Raw genomic sequence first — 18,116 nt, forward strand, 5'->3', positions numbered from 1 at the left:
CTACCGGGCGGGCTCGCCCGGGTCCTCCAGCCGCTCGGCGAGCACCCGGCCGATGTCGGCCAGCGGCTCGGACCGGCACATGTCGTGGTGGGTGCAGTCGACGGCGTACCGGTGTACGCGCCCGGTGGCGAAGGGCTCCCATGCGGCCGCCGTGGGTGCTTCGTCGGGGCGTCCTGCGGTCGCGGTGAAGTGCAGGATGTCGCCGTCGAAGCGGCCAGGCGCATGCGCCGCCGCCAGCTCCCTGCTGTTGGCGAAGACCTCGGCCAAAGCCGCGACATGGCGTTCCCCGATGTCCGCCAGGGGGCCGCCGCCACGCCGCAGGATCTCCATGACGTCCTCGATGCGCAGTTCTTCGGCGCCGGTGGCGTCCTCGCCGTGGCCCGCGAAGTCGAGCAGCGTCGTCAGGATCTCCCGCTCCTCCACGGGCGCGGCCGGGACCTCGGGGTCGCGGGGGTAGGAGTCGAGCAGGGTGAGGGAGGCGACCTTCTCGCCCTCGGCCTGGAGGCGGACCGCGACCGCGTGGGCCGCGAGGCCGCCGAAGGACCAGCCCAGCAGGTGGTACGGGCCGGCGGGCCGGACCGAGCGGATCTGCCGGACGTAGTCGGTGACCAGTTCGTCCATGGCCGTCGGGTATGCCTCGGTCCGGGCAAGACCGCGGGCCTGGAGTCCGTACACGGGCCGGCCCGGTCCCAGGTGGCGCAGCAGTCCGGTGTAGCACCAGCTCAGGCCGCCGGCGGGGTGGACGCAGAACAGCGGTTCCAGCGCGCCGGAGCCGCGCAGCGGAAGCAGGACGTCGAAGGCGTCGCCCCGGACGCCCAGGCGCAGCCGGTCTATCAGGCGGCTGACCGTGGGCGCCGCGAACAGGTCGCTGACCGACAGCTCGACGTCCGCCGCCTCCCGGATGCGGCGGACCAGCCGGATGGCCGCCAGCGAGTCTCCGCCGAGGTCGAAGAAGTCGTCGTCGATCCCGGTTCCCGCGAGGCCGAGGACCTCGGCGAACAGGCCGCAGAGCACCTCCTCCTCGGGGGTGCGGGCGGGCCGCTTGGCCACCGCGGACAGCGGGCCCGGCTCCGGCAGGGCGCGCCGGTCCAGCTTGCCGCTGCCGGTCAGGGGCAGGGCGGCCAGTACCACCACCACGGCGGGCACCATGTACTCCGGCAGTAGCTGCGCGGCATGGCGTCGCAGGTCGGCGGGGTGCGGTGCGGTTCCGGGCGCGGGTGCTGCGTACGCCACCAGCCGCTGGTCGCCGGGCCGGTCCTCGCGGAGGACGACGGCGGCCTGGGCGACGGCGTCGTGCCGGGACAGTACGGCTTCGACCTCGCCGAGTTCGATACGGAAGCCGCGCAGTTTGACCTGGTCGTCCGTACGGCCGGCGAACTCCAGCACACCGTCCCTGGTCCACCGGGCGAGGTCGCCGGTGCGGTACATCCGCTCCCCCGGCGCACCGAAGGGGCAGGCGACGAATCGTTCCGCCGTCAGACCGGGCCGCGCCAGATAGCCGCGCGCGAGCTGGACACCGGCCACGTACAGCTCCCCGGTCGCCCCCGGAGGCACCGGCCCGAGACCCGCGTCCAGTACGTAGGCGCGGGTGTTGCGGACGGGCCGGCCGATGGGCACCGGGCGGGCGGTGGTGTCCTGGGCGGTGGCCGGGTGCCGCCCGCAGGACCAGGTCGTGGCGTGGATGGTGGTTTCCGTCGGTCCGTACAGGTGGTTCAGGTGCGCGCCGAGGAGGCTTGTGGCGCGGTCGCGCAGCTCCGCCGGCAGCGCCTCGCCGCCGGTCTGGACGCGCCGCAGGCTCGTGCACCCGGCGGCGCCGGGCTCGTCCAGGAAGGCCCGCAGCATCGAGGGCACGAAGTGCACGGTGGTCACCGCGTGTTCGCGGATCAGCGCGGCCAGGTACGCCGGGTCCCGGTGGCCCTCGGGGGCGGCGACGACGACGCGTGCGCCGGTGCTCAGGGGCCAGAACAGCTCCCACACCGACGCGTCGAAGGCGGCGGGCGCCTTGTAGAGGCAGCTGTCGGAGGGTTCGAGACCGAACTCTTCCTGTAGGCCGAGGAGCCGGTTGACGACCGCGGCGTGCGGGACGACGACGCCCTTGGGGGTACCGGTGGAGCCGGAGGTGTAGAGCACGTAGGCCGGGTGCGACGGGGTGAACGGTACGGTACGCGCGACGCCCGCCGTCTCCGGCTGGGGGTTCCGTACGCCCTCCGGATCGTCCAGGACGCACACCGGCCGGGCCTCGTCCAGCATCGCCCGGGTGCGCTCGGCAGGGTGGCCGGGGTCGACGGGCAGGTAGGCCGCGCCGCTCTTGAGCACCGCCAGCAGCGCCACCACCAGCTCCACCGAACGCGGCAGCACGACGGCCACGACCCGCTCCGGACCCGCACCCCGCTCGGTCAGTGCGTGCGCCAGCCGGTTCGCCCACGCGTCCAGCTCCCCGTACGACAGAGCCTCGCCCTCGGCGACCACGGCCACCGCATCCGGCGTCCGGGCCGCCTGAGCCTCGAACAACTCCGGCAGCGTGACCGGGGGCAGCGACCGCGCGGTGGCGTTCCACCCCGACAGGACCGACTCCCGCTCGGCCGGGGACAGGATGCCGAACCGCCAGATCCGCCGGCCGGGGTCGGCGGCGACGGCGTCGAGCAGCCGCTCGAAGCGGGTGGCCAGGCCCTCCACCGTGCCGCGGTCGAACAGGTCGGTGCTGTACTCGACACCGCCTTCGAGGCCGCCGGGACCGCCGTCGGTGGTGTTCCGCTCGGCCAGCCGGAACAGCAGGTCGAACTTGGCCGACTGCGACCGCGTCTCCTCGGCCCTGACGTGCAGGCCGGGCAGCTCCACGGGCAGGTCCCCGGCATGATGGAAGGACAGCAACACCTGGAACAGCGGGTGCCTGGCCGCCGAGCGGGCCGGCTTGAGCACCTCCACCAGGTGCTCGAAGGGCACGTCCTGGTGGCTGTACGCGGCCAGGCCGGTGCGGCGGACCCGGTCGAGCAGGTCCGTGAAAGGCGGGTTGCCCCCGGTGTCGGTGCGTAACACCAGTGTGTTGACGAAGCAGCCGACGAGGTCGTCCAGGCCGTCGTCGGTGCGCCCCGCGACCGGCGTGCCGATCGGGATGTCGGTGCCCGCGCCCTCGCGGGTCAGGAGCACCGCGAGGGCCGCTTGGACGACCATGAACAGGCTCGCGCCGTTCGCCCGTGCCAGCCCGGTGAGCCGGGCGTGGGTGCCGGGGCCGACGCGCAGCGGCACCGTCGCGCCGCGGTGTCCCGACACCTCGGGCCGGGGCCGGTCCCGCCGCAGCTCCAGCTCGTCCGGCAGGCCGTCGAGTGCTTCCCGCCAGTACGCCACCTGGCGGGAGAGCGCGCTGTCCGGGTCGCTCTCCTCGCCGAGGAAGTCCCGTTGCCACAGGGTGTAGTCGGCGTACTGGACCGGCAGTGGCACCCAGGCCGGGGCCTCGCCCGTACGGCGGGCCGCGTAGGCGGCGGACAGGTCGCGGGCGAGCGGGTGGTTGGACCGGCCGTCGCCCGCTATGTGGTGGAGCACGAGCAGCAGGACGTGCTCGTCGGGGCCGAGTTGGAACAGTTCGGCGCGCAGCGGCGGTTCGCCGGTGAGGTCGAAGGGGCGCGCGTAGGCGTCCGCGAGGGCCGCCGCGAGCCCGTCCTCGGCGACCGTCCGCACGGGCAGCGGCGCGGGCGCTTCGGCGGGTTCCAGGACGTGCTGGCGCGGGGTGCCCCCGGTGTCCGGGTACACGGTGCGCAGGACCTCGTGCCGGGCCACCACGTCGTTCAGTGCGGCGCGCAGGGCCGCGACGTCGAGCCCGCCGGTCAGGCGCAGCGCGAACGGCATGTGGTACGTCGGCGCGTGCCCCTCCAGCTGGTGCAGGAACCACAGGCGCCGCTGGGCGAAAGACAGCGGCAGCGCCGCCGGGCGCTCGCCCGCTCGCCGCAGCGGCGGCCGCCGCCGGGCGTCCTCGCGCGGCGCGGCGAGCCGGGCCGCGAGCCCGGCGGCGGTCGGCGCCTCGAAGACGTCTCGTACCGCGAGTTCGGCGCCGAGGGCCGCGCGGACGCGCGAGACCAGCCGGGTCGCGAGCAGGGAGTGGCCGCCGAGGGCGAAGAAGCCGTCGTCGACGCCGACCCGGTCCACGCCGAGGACCTCGGCGAACAGGCCGCACAGGATGTCCTCGACCGGGTCGCGCGGCTCCCGGCCGACGGTGGTGCGCGCGCCGGGGGCCGGCAGGGCGCGGCGGTCCAGCTTGCCGCTCGGGGTCATCGGCAGGGCGTCGAGCACGACGACCAGGGCGGGCACCATGAACTCCGGCAGCGTCCCGGCGCAGAACTCGCGGAGTTCCTCCGGGTGCACCCGGGTGCCGGGCGCGGGCACCACGTAGGCGGTCAGGCGCTGGTCGCCCGGCCGGTCCTCGCGAACGGCGGCGGCCGCGTGCGCGACGGTGGCGTGCCGGGCGAGCACCGTCTCGATCTCCCCGGGTTCGACCCGGTAGCCGCGCAGCTTGACCTGGTCGTCCGCCCGTCCGGCGAAGGCCAGCTGTCCGCCGGCCGTCCAGCGGGCGAGGTCCCCGGTGCGGTACATCCGCGTCCCCGGCCCGCCGAACGGGTCGGCGACGAAGCGTGCGGCGGTCAGGCCGGGCCGGGCCAGGTAGCCGCGGGCGAGCTGGATGCCGGACACGTAGAGCTCGCCCACCACGCCGGGCGGCACCGGGCGCAGCCGCGCGTCGAGCACGTAGGCCCGCGTGTTGGCGACCGGCCGCCCGATGACGGGCTGTGCGCTGTCGCGCACCCGGGCGCCGACGACGTCCACCGTGCACTCGCTCGGCCCGTAGTAGTTGTGCACCTCGGTGTCCGGGTGGTCCCGCAGCGTCTTCCACAGCGCCGCGTCGACGGCCTCCGCGCCGAGAAGGATCACCGCCGGCCGGTGACCGGGGCCGTCCATCAGCCCGAGCGCGGTCAGCTCCCGCATCAGCGAGGGGGCGATGCCCAGGTAGTCGATGTGCCGCTCCCGTACGTACGTCAGGAGCGCGGTGGCGTCGCGGCGGGTGTCCTCGTCCACGACGTGCAGTTCGTGACCGGCGACGAGGCCGGCCAACTGCCCCATGGAGGCGTCGAACGACGCCGACGCCGTGTGGGCCACGCGCAGCCGCCGTCCGGCCGACGCGGCCACCGCGTCGGCCGCCGGGTCGAACACCCGGTCCCGGTGGTCGGCGTACAGGTTCGCCAGGCCCAGGTGCGTGACGACCACGCCTTTGGGCACGCCCGTCGATCCGGAGGTGTAGACGACGTACGCCGCTTGGTCGCCGTGCAGGGGCGGGGTACGGAAGGCACCGGTTTCGGACGGGTCGTCGTCGTCCAGCAGCACCACGGACGCCGCCCGGTCCTCCCCGAGGCGCCCGGCCAGGTCCCGTTCGGTGAGCACCAGGGGCACGGCCGCGTCGGCCAGCATGAACGCCAGCCGCTCCGCCGGATATCCGGGGTCCAGCGGTACGCACACCCCGCCGGCCTTCCAGATGGCCAGCACGGCGGCGATCAGCTCCGCCGACCGGCGCACGCACAGCCCCACCGGGACGCCGGGCCCGGCACCCCGGGCGGCCAGGCGCCGCGCGAGGCGCTCCGCGCGCGCGTCCAGTCCGGCGTACGTCCAGGACACCCGGCCGCAGACGACGGCCACCGCGTCCGGGGTCCGCGCCGCCCGGGCCGCGAACGCCTGCGGCACCAGCTCGGACGGCGGTTCGCCGGCCGTGCCGTTCCACTCCTCCAGCACCCTGGCCCGCTCGGCGGGGGCCAGGATCTCCAGCGCGCCGATCCGCCGGCCGGGGTCCGCTGCCAGGGTCTCCAGGACCCGGACCACCCGCGCCATGATCGCTTCGGCGGCCTCCCGGTCGAACAGGTCGGTCTGGTGGTCCAGGCGCAGGCGCAGCGGTCCGCCGGGCATCACCATGAAGTTGAGCGGGTAGTGGGTGACGCCGTGGCTCCGGTTCGCCGTCACCCGCAGTCCGCTGCCGTGCGCGGTGGCGGCGAGTTCGCTCTCGCCGGCGGGGAGGTTCTCGAACACGGTCACCGTGTCGAACAGTTCGCCGGAGCCCAGCGTGCGCTGGATGCCGGAGAGGCCCACGTGCTGGCAGGCCAGCAGGCGCGTCTGCGCTTCCTGGAGCCCGGCCAGCATCCCGGTCAGCGGCTGCTCGGGGTCGAGGCGTACCCGTACCGGAAGGGTGTTGGCGAACAGGCCGATCATCCGCTCGACGCCGGGCACCTGGGGCGGGCGCCCGGAGACGGTGGTGCCGAAGACCACGTCGTCCTTGCCGGTCAGCCGGCCGAGGACGACCGCCCAGGCGCCCAGGAAGACCGTGCTCAGGGTCAGCCCCTCGCGGCGGGCCAGGGCGTCCAGCGCCGCGGTGAGGCCGTCCGGCAGGTCGCGCAGGACCTGGCCGGGCAGTGCCGGCTCCCGGGACGGGTCAGCGGGTGCGACGCGGGTGGGCTCCTCGACGCCCTTGAGGACCCGGCGCCACACGTCTTCGGCTTCGGCCCGGTCCTGTCCGGCCAGCCAGGCCAGGTAGTCGCGGTACCGGGCCACGGGAGGCATCCCGTCCTCCCGGCCGCCGCGTACGTACAGCTGGAACAGCTCGCCCAGCAGCAGTTGTACGGACCATCCGTCCAGCACCAAGTGGTGGGCGGTGATGACGAACCGGTGCCGTGCCGGGCCGAGCCGCAGGAGCGTGAAGCGCAGCAGGGGCGGGCGGGCCGGGTCGAAGCGGCGGAGCCGGTCCTCGGCCGCGATCCGCTCCGCCTCCGCCTCCCGGTCTGCGGCGGGGGTCCCGGTGAGGTCGGCCTGGTGCCAGGCCGGGGCGGCCTCGCTCGGCACGACCTGCACCGGCTCGTCCAGGCCCTCGTGCCAGAAGCCGGCGCGCAGGGCGGCGTGCCGCCGCAGCAGGGTGCGCGCGGCGTCGCGGAGTGCCGCCGCGTCGAGGTCGCCGTCCAGGTCGTAGGCGCTCTGCAAGGTGTAGACGTCGAGGGCCGCCGTGTCGTACAGCGCGTGGAACAGCAGCCCTTCCTGGAGTGGTGCGAGGGGGAGGATGTCCTCCAGTTCTCCCTGCGGCCCCGCCTGCGTCATTGTGATCGCCTCCATGCGGCTTCGAGCTGTTCCAACTTGTCCTGGCTGAGCCGGACCAGTGGTACGTCGGACGGGGTGCGGCCGCCGGCGTCGGGCCGGGCGGCGTGGGCGGCCAGGGCCTCCAGCGCGCGGGCCCAGGCGGCGGCCAGGTCGTTCAGGTCGCGGCCGGTCAGGGGCGAGCGCGCGCGGCGCCAGGTCGCGGCCAGCCGCGGTCCGCCGGGGCCGTCCACGGCGGTGACGTCCACCTCTGCCCAGTACCGCGGCGGCTCGCCGGCCGTGTCCTGGCCGGACGGGACCTGCGGCAGCCGTCCGAGGTAGTGGAAGGCGAACCGGGGGGTGGGCAGGGCCGCCAGTTCGGGGGCGGTGGCGGGGTTGAGGTGGCGCAGCAGGCCGTGGCCCAGGCCGCCGTCCGGCAGGGACCGCAGCTCCTCCTTGACCCGTTTGAGGGCCGTCGCGGCGGCGTGCCCGCCGTCCTCCCGCAGCGCTTCCCCGTCCGGGTCGCCCAGGTCCAGCCGGACCGGGTGGGTGGCTGTGCAGCGGCCCACGGTGCGGGACAGGTCGATGCCCTCGCCGATGGGTGTGCGGCCCGGGCGCCGTACGTCGGCGAGCACGGTGCCGTCGGCGGCGCCGCCGCGGCGCTGCCAGTCGGCGACCGCCAGCGCAAACGCGGTCAGCAGTACGTCCTCGGCGTCGGCGTGGAAGGCCGCCGGCACGTCGGTGAGCACCTGCCCTGAGCGCTCGGCGGACAGGACGGTCGTCAGCGCGCCGTCCCCTTCCTCCCGCGCCGCGGGGTCGCCCGGGCCCTCGTCCGGGCGGCCGGGCCCGGCGAGGATGCCGGTCCACCGGGGCAGTTCCGCGGCCCGCCGGGGATCTTGTGCCTGGGTGCGCAGGTGCTGGGCCCAGCGCCGGAACGACGTGCCGACCGGCGCGAGTTGCGGGCGCCGTCCCTCGGCGGCGGCCTCGCAGGCGTCCGTGACGTCCCGCAGCAGGACGCGCCAGGACTGCGGGTCGGCGACGAGGCGGTGCAGCACGAGGAGCAGCAGGCCGGGCCGGGCGTCGAAGCGGACCGCTTGGAACAGCACCCCGGACTCCGGCGCCAGGCGGGCCGCGGCGGCCCGTTCCTCCTCGGCGACGGCGGCTTCGTGCGGTGCGGCCTCGGTGCTGCGCAGGTGGTCCGCGGCCCGTACGGTGCCGGGCGGCGTCACTTCGAGCAGCCACCGCGGTCCGTCCGCCTCCGCGGGCCCGCCGGGGGCCAGCCGCATCCGCAGCGCGTCGTGGTGGTCGAGGACCGCTTGGAGGGCGGCTTCCAGCGCTTCGGCGCCGAGCCCGGCCGGGATCGGTACGGTCATCGCCTCGTACCCGGTGCCGGGGCCGGCGTGGTGCTCACGCAGCTCGTGCAGGGCCGGGGTCAGCGGCACCACGCCGATGCCCGCCTGCGGCGCCTCCGTGGCGGTGGCCGCCGCGTCGTGCGTCCCGGCGGCCGCGGCCAGCGCCGCGACGGTCTTGTGCCGGAACACGTCCTGCGGGCCGATCGCCAGCCCGGCGGCGCGGGCCCGGCTGACCACCTGGATGGAGACGATGCTGTCGCCGCCGAGTTCGAAGAAGTCGTCGTCGGCGCCGACGGACGGGCGGCCGAGCACGTCCGCGAAGATGTCGCACAGCAGCCGTTCCCGAGCGGTCGCCGGAGGGCGGCCCGCAGTGGCCCCGGCCGTCTCCGGCGCGGGCAGCGCCTTACGGTCGGCCTTGCCGTTCGGAGTCAGCGGCAGTGCGTCGAGCGTGACGACCGCCGCGGGCACCAGGTACTCCGGCAGCCGCCGGCGCAGCCAGGCGCGTACCGAGGAGCCCAGGGCCGCCGACGGCGCGGCGGCCGCCGGGTCGTTGGTGAAGGACGGCGGCGCGGAGCGGTCGGCCGCCGGCACGTACACCCCGGTGACCGGGGCACCGTCGTCCTGGGCGGCGAACAGGGCGTCGAAGCAGTCGTCGCCCGCGGTGCCCGACCAGGTGACGGCCGTCCAGAATCCCAGCCCCTCCCCCAGCGCGCACAGCGTCTCGGGGTCCACGGTCACGGTGTGCCCGGCGGCGGCCTCGCCCGCCAGCCGCGCGTTGGGGATGCCGGTGAGGCGCAGCCGGTCCGGCCGGCGCTCCGCCAGCAGCGCGGCGATTCCCTCCGCCCCGCCCAGGTCCGGGCGCCAGGGCAGCGCGGGTGCGTCGGCGAACGACCGGGCCTGTGCGGCAAGCGGCGTGCGGTGCAGGACGACGTCGTAGCGGTACCGGGACAGCTCGTTGTGGTACGCCCCGCGCTTGAGGCGTACGTCGACGGCGGCGATCTCGGGGACGGTGGCGCCCAGTGCCGGGAAGAAGTCCGGGTCGACCAGCAGTTCCCGCTCGGGTGCGGTGGCACCGGTGGCCGCCCGCAGGGCCGGCAGCAGCCGCAGGTTGCGGATGTCGCCGAGGAACAGGGCGCCGCCCGGTGCCAGCAGCCGCAGCGCGGCGCCTACCACGTCGGTCAGGTAGGCGGCGCCGGGGAAGTACTGGGCCACCGAGTTGAGCACGACGGTGTCGAAGAAACCTTCCGGCAGCCCGGTGGGGTCGTCCGCCGGCTGGGCCCTGAGCACCACCCGGGAAGCGATCCCGGGTTCTCCGGCGACCTGGGCCGTCAGCGCCTCGATCACGGCCGCCGACAGGTCGGTGCCCCAGTACGCCTCGCACTCCCCGGCGAGCCGCGACAGGAGCAGGCCGCGGCCGACGCCTATCTCCAGCACCCGCCGGGGCCGCAGTTCCCGGATGCGCGCGACGGTGGCGTCCCGCCACTGCCGCATCTCGCCGGCGGGCAGGGGCTCCCCGTCGTAGGTGCTGTTCCACCCGGTGAAGTCCTCGCCGAACGGGGCGGTCTGCGTCGTGCCGTACAGGGTGTCGTAGAGCTGCCGCCACTCGCCGAGGACCCGTTCCGGGGCGCCGCCGGCGGCCTGCGCGGCCTCCGGGCCGTCCGCCGCCGGGACCACGTACCCGAGCAGGCGGGTCCCGCCGGGGCCGTCGTCGCGGACCGCCGCGACGGCCTGCGCCACCTCGGGGTGGGCGGCCATCGCGGCCTCGACCTCGCCGAGTTCGACCCGGTGGCCCCTGACCTTGACCTGGTCGTCGGTCCGCCCGGCGAATTCCAGCCCGCCTTCGGCGTTCCACCGCGCGAGGTCGCCGGTGCGGTACATCCGGGTGCCCGGCGCGCCGAACGGGTCGGCGGTGAACCGCTCGGCGGTCGGGCCGGGGCGCCCCAGGTAGCCGCGGGCCAGTCCCGCGCCCGCCAGGTACAGCTCGCCCGCCACGCCGGTCGGCACCGGGCGCAGCGCCGCGTCCAGGACGTAGGCGCGGGTGCCGGTGACGGGCGTGCCGATGGGTGCGACGGCTTCGTCCCCGGTCAGCGGCCGGCTCATGGTGCCGCAGACCGTCGACTCGGTCGGCCCGTAGGCGTTGACCATGCGCCGGCCGGGGGCGAAGGCCGCCACCGTCTGCGGCGGGCAGTGCTCTCCCGCGACCACCAGGCAGCCGACCGGTGCGAGCTGACCGGGTGTCATGACGCCCAGCGCCACGGGCGGCACGGTCAGGTGCGTCACGTCGTGCTCGGCCAGCACGGCGGCGAGGTCGGGTCCCGGCAGGAGCCGTTCGGCCGGCGCCACCACCAGGGCGGCGCCGGTCAGCAGCGCCATGCACAGCTCCCAGAACGCCGCGTCGAAGCTGGGCGAGGCGAACTGCAGGACCCGGCTGCCCGGCCCGGCTCCGAAGGCGTCGATCTGCGACGCCGCCAGGGCGGCCGCTCCCGAGTGGGTGACGAGTACGCCCTTGGGCACGCCGGTCGAGCCGGAGGTGTAGATCACGTAGGCGGGGTCGGCAGGCACCGGCGGCCGGGCGCGCACGCCCCGGGCCCCATGCCCGTCGAGGTCGTCCAGGTCCAGCCTGGGCAGGCCGTCGGAGCCAGGCACCTCCAGGCCGGCGTCGCCCGTCAGCAGCAGCGACGGGCGGGCGTCGTCGAGCATGAAGGCCAGGCGTTCGGCCGGGTAGCCGGTGTCGAGGGGAAGGTAGGCCGCCCCCGCCTTGAGCGTCGCGAGGACCGCCACGACCAGGTCGGCGCCGCGGGGGAACGCCAGGGCCACGATGTGCCCGGGGCCGATGCCGCGGGACGACAGCAGGTGGGCCAGGCGGTCGGCCCGGATGTTCAGCTCCTGGTACGTCAGCGTGCCGGACGCGGACTGCACCGCGGGGGCGCCCGGGTGCCGGGCCACCTGGCGTTCGAACAGCTCGGGCACGGTGGCGGGCGGCACCCGCTGGCCGTCGGCGCCCTGTGTGCGGGCGTGTTCGGCGGGGGTGAGGACATCGGCCTCGCCGATGGGGCGCGCCGGGTCGGCGGTGACCGCCTCCAGCAACCGTGTCCACCGCTCCACCAGCGTCCGGACCGTCCGCCGGTCGAACAGGTCGGTGCTGTACTCCAGCGTCCCGCGTACGCCCCCCGAAGGGCCGCGTTCGGTGACGCTGAAGAACAGGTCGAACCGCGAGGTCCCCGAGGCCGCCGGCTCGGGTGTCACCTCGACGCCGGGCATCGCCAGCCCGGCTTCCGGGGTGTTCTGCAACACCAGCGCCACCTGGAAGAGCGGGTGCCGGTTCGGGGAGCGGACCGGGTTGAGCACCTCCACCAGGTGCTCGAAGGGCACGTCCTGGTGGGAGTAGGCGTTCAGGGCCGTCTCCCGTACGCGCCGGAGCAGTTCGCCGAACGACGGGTCGCCGGAGGTGTCGGTGCGCATCACGAGCGTGTTGACGAAGAGGCCGACCGCGTCGTCGAGCGCCTCGTCGTGGCGCCCGGCCACGCCGCTGCCGATCGGCAGGTCGGTGCCCGCGCCGAGCCGGGTGAGCAGGGCGGCGAGGCCGGCGTGCAGCACCATGTGCAGGCTGGCTCCGGTGTTCCGGGCCAGGTCCGCCAGCCGGCGGTGCAGTTCGGGGCTCAGGTCGAAGCCGAGCATCTCGCCGCGGTAGGTGGCCACGGCGGGCCGGGGGCGGTCCACGGGGAGCGCGAGTTCCTGGGGCAGGTCCGCCAGGTTCTCGGTCCAGTACGCCACCTGCCGGGCGAACAGGCTCTCCGGGTCGGTCTCGTCGCCCAGCAGCGCGCGCTGCCACAGCGTGTAGTCCGTGTACTGGACGGTCAGCGGCGTCCACGACGGCGCCCGGCCCCGTGACCGCGCGGCGTAGGCGGTGGCCAGGTCCCTCGCCAGCGGGGCCATCGACCAGCCGTCGCCGGCGATGTGGTGCACCACCAGCACCAGCAGGTGTTCCCGCTCGCCCAGGACGAACAGTTCGGCCCGCAGCGGCAGGTCGGCCGCGAGGTCGAAGGGGTAGCGGGCCGCCGCCCGGACGGCCTCGTGCAGCCCGGCCCCGTCGGTGTGCCGTACGAGCAGTTCGGGGCGGGCGCCGTCCGCGTCGAGGACGAGTTGGCGGGGCACTCCGTCCGTCACCGGCAAGACGGTGCGCAGGCTCTCGTGCCGGGCCGCCACGTCCGCGAGCGCTGCGCGCAGCGCCGCACGGTCCACCGCGCCGCGCAGGCGCAGGGCGATCGGCATGTTGTAGGTGGCGTTCGGGCCCTCCAGCCGGTGCAGGAACCACAGCCGCTGCTGGGCGAACGACAGCGGCACCGTCTCGGGCCGGGGCACCGGCCGCAGCGCGGGCCGCGCCGCGCCCCGGGTGTCCTCGTCGTCCAGCCGTGCGGCCAGCCCGGCGACCGTGGGCGTCTCGAAGAGGGCGCGGACGGGCAGTTCGGCCCCCAGGACTGTACGGATCCGGCTGATGAGCCGGGTCGCCAGCAGCGAGTGTCCGCCGAGGTGGAAGAAGCTGTCGTCGACGCCGACCGCCGCCACGCCCAGCACCTGCGCGTACAGGTCGCACAGCATCCGCTCGCGCGGGGTCGACGGCCGGCGCGAGCCCTCGACGGAGCCGAGGTAGGGGGCGGGCAGCGCCGCCCGGTCCAGCTTCCCGTTGCCGGTCAGCGGGAGCTCCGCGAGGACCAGCACGGCGGCCGGCACCATGTACGCGGGCAGTTCCTCGCGCAGCGACGCGGTGAGCGAGGCGACCAGTTCACCGCGCCGCCGGGAGGCCGCCGGGTCGTTGGCGAGCGCTCGTGACGGCTCGGCCAGGGCGGCTGCCGCCGGGCGGTGTACGCCGTCGAGGGCGGTCGCCGCCGGGTCGGTGAAGAGCACGTCGAGGAGTTCTGCGTCGTCGCCGGAGCGGGTGACCGCGACCTGGTAGCCAGCGCGTTCGCCCAGCTCGTGGAGGGCGTCCGGGCCGAGGTCCGGCGCCGTCGGCTGTCCGGCGGGGCCGAGGAGGGCGAGTGCGTCGGCCAACGGCCGTCCCTCGTCCAGGGCCCGCCCGGCAGCGGCTTCGCCCGCCAGCCGTTCGTCGGGTACGCCGGTCACCCGCAGCGCGGGCACGCGCTCCGCGGTGAGGCGCCGGGCGAGGTCGTCGGGCCCGGACACGTCGTGGCCCCAGCGCAGTTCCGGCGCGTCCGTCAGGTCCCGGAGCCCGGCGGTGGGGCGCTTGTGCAGGACGACGTCGTACCGGTAGCGGTTCAGCTCGTTGACGTACGCGCCGCGCTTGACCCGCAGGTCGACGCCGGCGATGTCCGGGTGCCGCGCCGCGAGCGCGGTGAAGAACGCGGGGTCGAGCAGGAGTTCCTTCTCCAGCAGGACGGCCTGTTCCACGGCGCGGCGGACGGCGGCGGGGTCGGCGGACGGCGTGGCGCGGCGCAGTTGCGCCGCCGTGTGCAGGCAGCGCAGCAGCCGCAGGTCGCGCACGTCGCCAAGGAAGACGGCGCCGCCGGGGACGAGCAGGTCCAGCGCCGTGCCGAGCACGTCGGTGAGGTAGCCGGCGTCCGGGAAGTACTGGGCGACCGAGTTGATCACGACGGTGTCGAAGGAGCCGGCCGGCAGGCCGTCCGCTTCGGCGGCGGCCTGTACGCGCAGCTCCACCCGCCCGGCCAGGTCGGGACGTGCGGCCACCTGGGACCGCAGCCGGCCGATGGCGTCGGCGGCGATGTCGGTGCCCCAGTAGGTCTCGCAGCCGGTGGCGAGCCGGGAGAGCAGCAGTCCGCTGCCCACGCCGATCTCCAGCACCCGGCGCGGGCGCAGCTCGCGGATGCGGTCGACCGTGGCGTCCCGCCACCGGCGCATCTGCTCGACCGGCAGGAGCTGCCCGTCGTAACTGCTGGTCCAGCCCCTGAAGTCGGCGCCGAACGGGGCGGGTTCCGGGGTTTCGTGGTCCGCGCCCCCGTACAGGGAGTCGTAGACCTGCTGCCACTCGTCGAGCTGGTCCCGTGCCGCCGCGTCGCCGTGCCGCTCGCCGTCCTCCGGGACGACGTAGGCCACCAGTTGCGTACCGGACGTCCGGTCCTCGCGTGCGACGACGGCGGCCAGGGTGACGGCCGGGTGGCGCAGCAGGGCGGCCTCGATCTCGCCCGGCTCGATGCGGTGGCCCCGCACCTTGACCTGCTCGTCGGCGCGGCCGGCGAAGTGCAGTTCGCCCGCGGCGGACCACCGGGCCAGGTCGCCGGTGCGGTACATGCGCCCGCCGGGCCCGCCGAACGGGTCGGCCGTGAACCGCTCGGCGGTCAGCGCGGGACGGTTCAGGTAGCCGCGCGCGAGCTGCGCGCCGGCCAGGTACAGCTCGCCCGTCACGCCGGGCGGTACCGGCCGCAGCCGCTCGTCGAGCACGTACGCCCGGGTGCCGGGCACCGGCCGCCCGATCGGCAGCGGGCCGTCGCCGGGCGCGGCGCCCGGCGGCAGCCGCAGGGCGACACAGCCCACGGTGGTCTCGGTCGGCCCGTACTCGTTGACCACGGCGGCCTGCGGCTGGGCCCGCCGCCAGGGCGCGAGCTGTTCGCCGGTGAGCGCTTCGCCGCCCGCGACGAGGTCCGCGACCGCCGTCCCGGGGCCGGGCGGGGCGGCGCCGAGCAGCGCGAGGTGGCTGGGCGTCACCTTGAGGAAGGTGTACGGGCCCGGGGCGGGCGCGTCGGCGGAGAGGTCGCCGACCAGCACCCGGCCGCCCGCGGTGAGCGGCGCGTACAGCGCGGTGACGGTGAGGTCGAAGGAGACGGGCGAGTGCAGCAGGGCGGTGCCCGCGGTGCCGGGGTACGCCTCGCGGGCGAACGCCAGGTAGGCCGCGAGCGCGCGGTGTTCGACGAGCACGCCCTTGGGTGTGCCGGTGGAGCCGGAGGTGTGGATGACGTACGCGGGGTGCTCCGGCAGCAGCGGCGCGGTGCGCTCGGCGTCCGTCACGTCGTGCTCCGGCTGTTCCCCGGTTTCGCGCCGCGCCTCGTCGCCGTCGAGCGTGAGCCAGTGGGTGTCCGTCTCCGGCAGGTCCCCGACCAGGGCGGAGGTGGTGAGCCCGTACGCGGCACGGGCGTCGCCGAGCAGGAACCGCAGCCGTTCGGCCGGGTGCGCCGGGTCGAGGGGCAGGTAGGCGGCGCCGGTCTTGAGGACGGCCAACAGCGCCACCACCAGCTCGGCCGAGCGCGGCAGTGCGACCGCCACGAGTCGCTCCGGGCCGATGCCGCGCCGGACGAGCAGCCGCGCCAGTCGGTTGGCCCGCGCGTTCAGCGCGGCGTAGGTGAGGTGCGTGGTGCCGTCGGTGACGGCGGCAGCCTCCGGCGTGCGCCGCGTCTGCGCCTCGAACGCCTCGGGCAGCGTCACCGGCGGCGTGGTGAGGGTGGCGCCGTTCCACGTCTCCAACAGGCGCTCGCGCTCGGCGGCGTCGGTGAGGCCGACGGTGCCGATCGGCCGGTCCGGTGCCGCCGCCACGGCCCGCAGCAGCCGGACGAAGCGTGCCGTGAGGGCTTCGGCGGTGCCGTGGTCGAACAGGTCGGCGCTGTACTCCAGCACCCCGTCGACCCGGTCGGGGGCACCGTCCTCGGTGTACCGGTCGGTGAGGCTGAACAGCAGGTCGAACTTGGCCGCGAACAGCTCGGCGACGTCGGGCGTCACCCGCAGACCGGCCATGGCGAACTCGGGGGCGGCGTTGTTCTGGAGCGTCAGCATCACCTGGAAGAGAGGGTGCCGGGCCGCCGAGCGCGCCGGGTTGAGCAGCTCCACGAGGTGTTCGAAGGGCACGTCCTGGTGGGCGTAGGCGGTCAGGTCGGTCTCGCGTGCCCGGTCCAGCAGGGTGGTGAAGGCGGGGTCGCCCGAGGTGTCCAGGCGTAGCACGAGGGTGTTGACGAAGAAGCCGACGAGGTCGTCCAGTGCCGCGTCCGTACGGCCGGCGACGGCGGAGCCGAGGGGAATGTCGGTGCCGGCGCCGAGCCGGGTCAGCAGGGCGGCGAGACCGGCCTGCACCACCATGAACAGCGTCGCGCCGTGCTCGCGGGCCAGCCCGGCGAGCCGGGTGTGCAGCTCCGTGTCCAGCGTGAAGACCACCCGCCCGCCCCGGTGGGCGGAGACCGCGGGCCGGGGGCGGTCCGTGGGGAGCGCCAGTTCCTCGGGCAGGCCCGCCAGCGTCTCGGTCCAGTGCGCGACCTGGGCGGAGATCAGGCTGCCGGGGTCGTCCTCGCTGCCGAGCAGGTCGTGCTGCCACAGCGCGTAATCGGCGTACTGGACGGGCAGTGGCGCCCACTCCGGGGCGCGGCCGGCGCTGCGGGCCGTGTAGGCGGTCGACAGGTCACGGGCGAACGGGACGTTCGACCAGCCGTCTCCGGCGATGTGGTGGATGACCAGGAGCAGCACATGGTCGTCGGGGGCGAGCGCGAACAGGTCGGCGCGCAGCGGAGGTTCGGCGGTCAGGTCGAAGCGGTACCCGGCCGCCTCGGTCAGTGCCGCGGTGAGTCCGGCCTCGTCGGTGCGGTGGGTGCGCAGCTCCACGGCGGCCTCGTCCGGGCCGAGTACGACCTGCCCGGGGCGGCCCTGGATCTCGGGGAAGACGGTGCGCAGCGTCTCGTGCCGGGCGACCACGTCGCGCAGGGCCGCGTGCAGGGCGGCCGTGTCCAGCGTGCCGGACAGCCGTAGCGCGAAGGGCATGTTGTAGGTGGGGCTGGGGCCCTCCAGGCGGTGCAGGAACCACAGCCGGCGCTGGGCGAAGGACAGCGGGACGGTGTCCTGGCGGTGCGCGGCGGGCCTGAGGGCGGGCCGCCGGCCGCCGCCGGTGCCGATGCGGGCGGCCAGGCCGGCCACCGTGGGCGCCTCGAACACGTCGCGTACGGACAGTTCGGCGCCGAGGGCGTCCCGGACGCGGGAGACGAGCCGGGTGGCGAGCAGCGAGTGCCCGCCCAGGTCGAAGAACCCGTCGTCGATGCCGGGCACGGAGCGGCCGAGCACGTCGGCGAAGATGCCGCACAGGATCTCTTCGTGGAGGGTACGCGGAGCGCGTCCGGGGGCCTGTGCGGTGCCGTCCGGGGCGGGCAGGGCACGGCGGTCCAGTTTCCCGTTCGGCGTCAGCGGCAGCGCGTCGAGGACGACGACCACGGCCGGCACCATGTAGTCGGGCAGCGCGCGTGCGGCGGACTCGCGCAGCTCCTCCGGCTCCGGTGCGGCTCCGGGCGCGGGTGCTGCGTACGCCACCAGCCGCTGATCACCGGGCCGGTCCTCACGAAGGACCACGACAGCTTGGGCGACGGCGTCGTGCCGGGACAGTACGGCTTCGACCTCGCCGAGCTCGATACGGAAGCCGCGCAGTTTGACCTGGTCGTCCGTACGGCCGGCGAACTCCAGCACTCCGTCCGCGGTCCACCGGGCGAGGTCGCCGGTGCGGTACATCCGCTCCCCCGGCGCACCGAAGGGGCAGGCGACGAATCGTTCCGCCGTCAGACCGGGCCGCCCCAGATAGCCGCGCGCGAGCTGCACACCGGCCACGTACAACTCCCCCGTCACACCCGGCATGACGGGCCGCAGGGCGGCGTCGAGCACGTAGAGCCGGGTGTTGTGGACCGGGCGGCCGATCGGCACCGTACCCGGCCCGTCCTCGCAGGCCCATGAGGTGACGTC

At 75.5% G+C, this 18,116-nt stretch carries 2 protein-coding genes (1 of these 2 only partly in view); both read right to left on the reverse strand.

The window, feature by feature from the left end; genetic code table 11:
- The gene (locus ACH4OW_RS16535) at positions 1 to 7,116 is read right to left on the reverse strand and encodes an amino acid adenylation domain-containing protein (protein ID WP_398028343.1); all 7,116 of its coding nucleotides are present in this window, start codon (positions 7,114 to 7,116) and stop codon (positions 1 to 3) included.
- A protein-coding gene (locus ACH4OW_RS16540; protein WP_398028345.1) for a non-ribosomal peptide synthase/polyketide synthase crosses the window boundary here: on the reverse strand, positions 7,113 to 18,116 show its final stretch. 11,874 nt of this gene lie beyond the right edge of the window; the window shows 11,004 of its 22,878 coding nt (coding positions 11,875–22,878); its start codon lies beyond the right edge, outside the window; the stop codon is at positions 7,113 to 7,115. The genes ACH4OW_RS16535 and ACH4OW_RS16540 overlap by 4 nt, the downstream gene beginning before the upstream one ends.

Source organism: Streptomyces sp. NPDC017056 (genome assembly GCF_044332485.1).
GTDB lineage: Bacteria > Actinomycetota > Actinomycetes > Streptomycetales > Streptomycetaceae > Streptomyces.

Coding starts and splice junctions, on each gene's coding strand:
- ACH4OW_RS16535 (WP_398028343.1), bottom strand. CDS start 7,116: ATGACGCAGGCGGGGCCGCAGGGAGAACTGGAGGACATCCTCCCCCTC.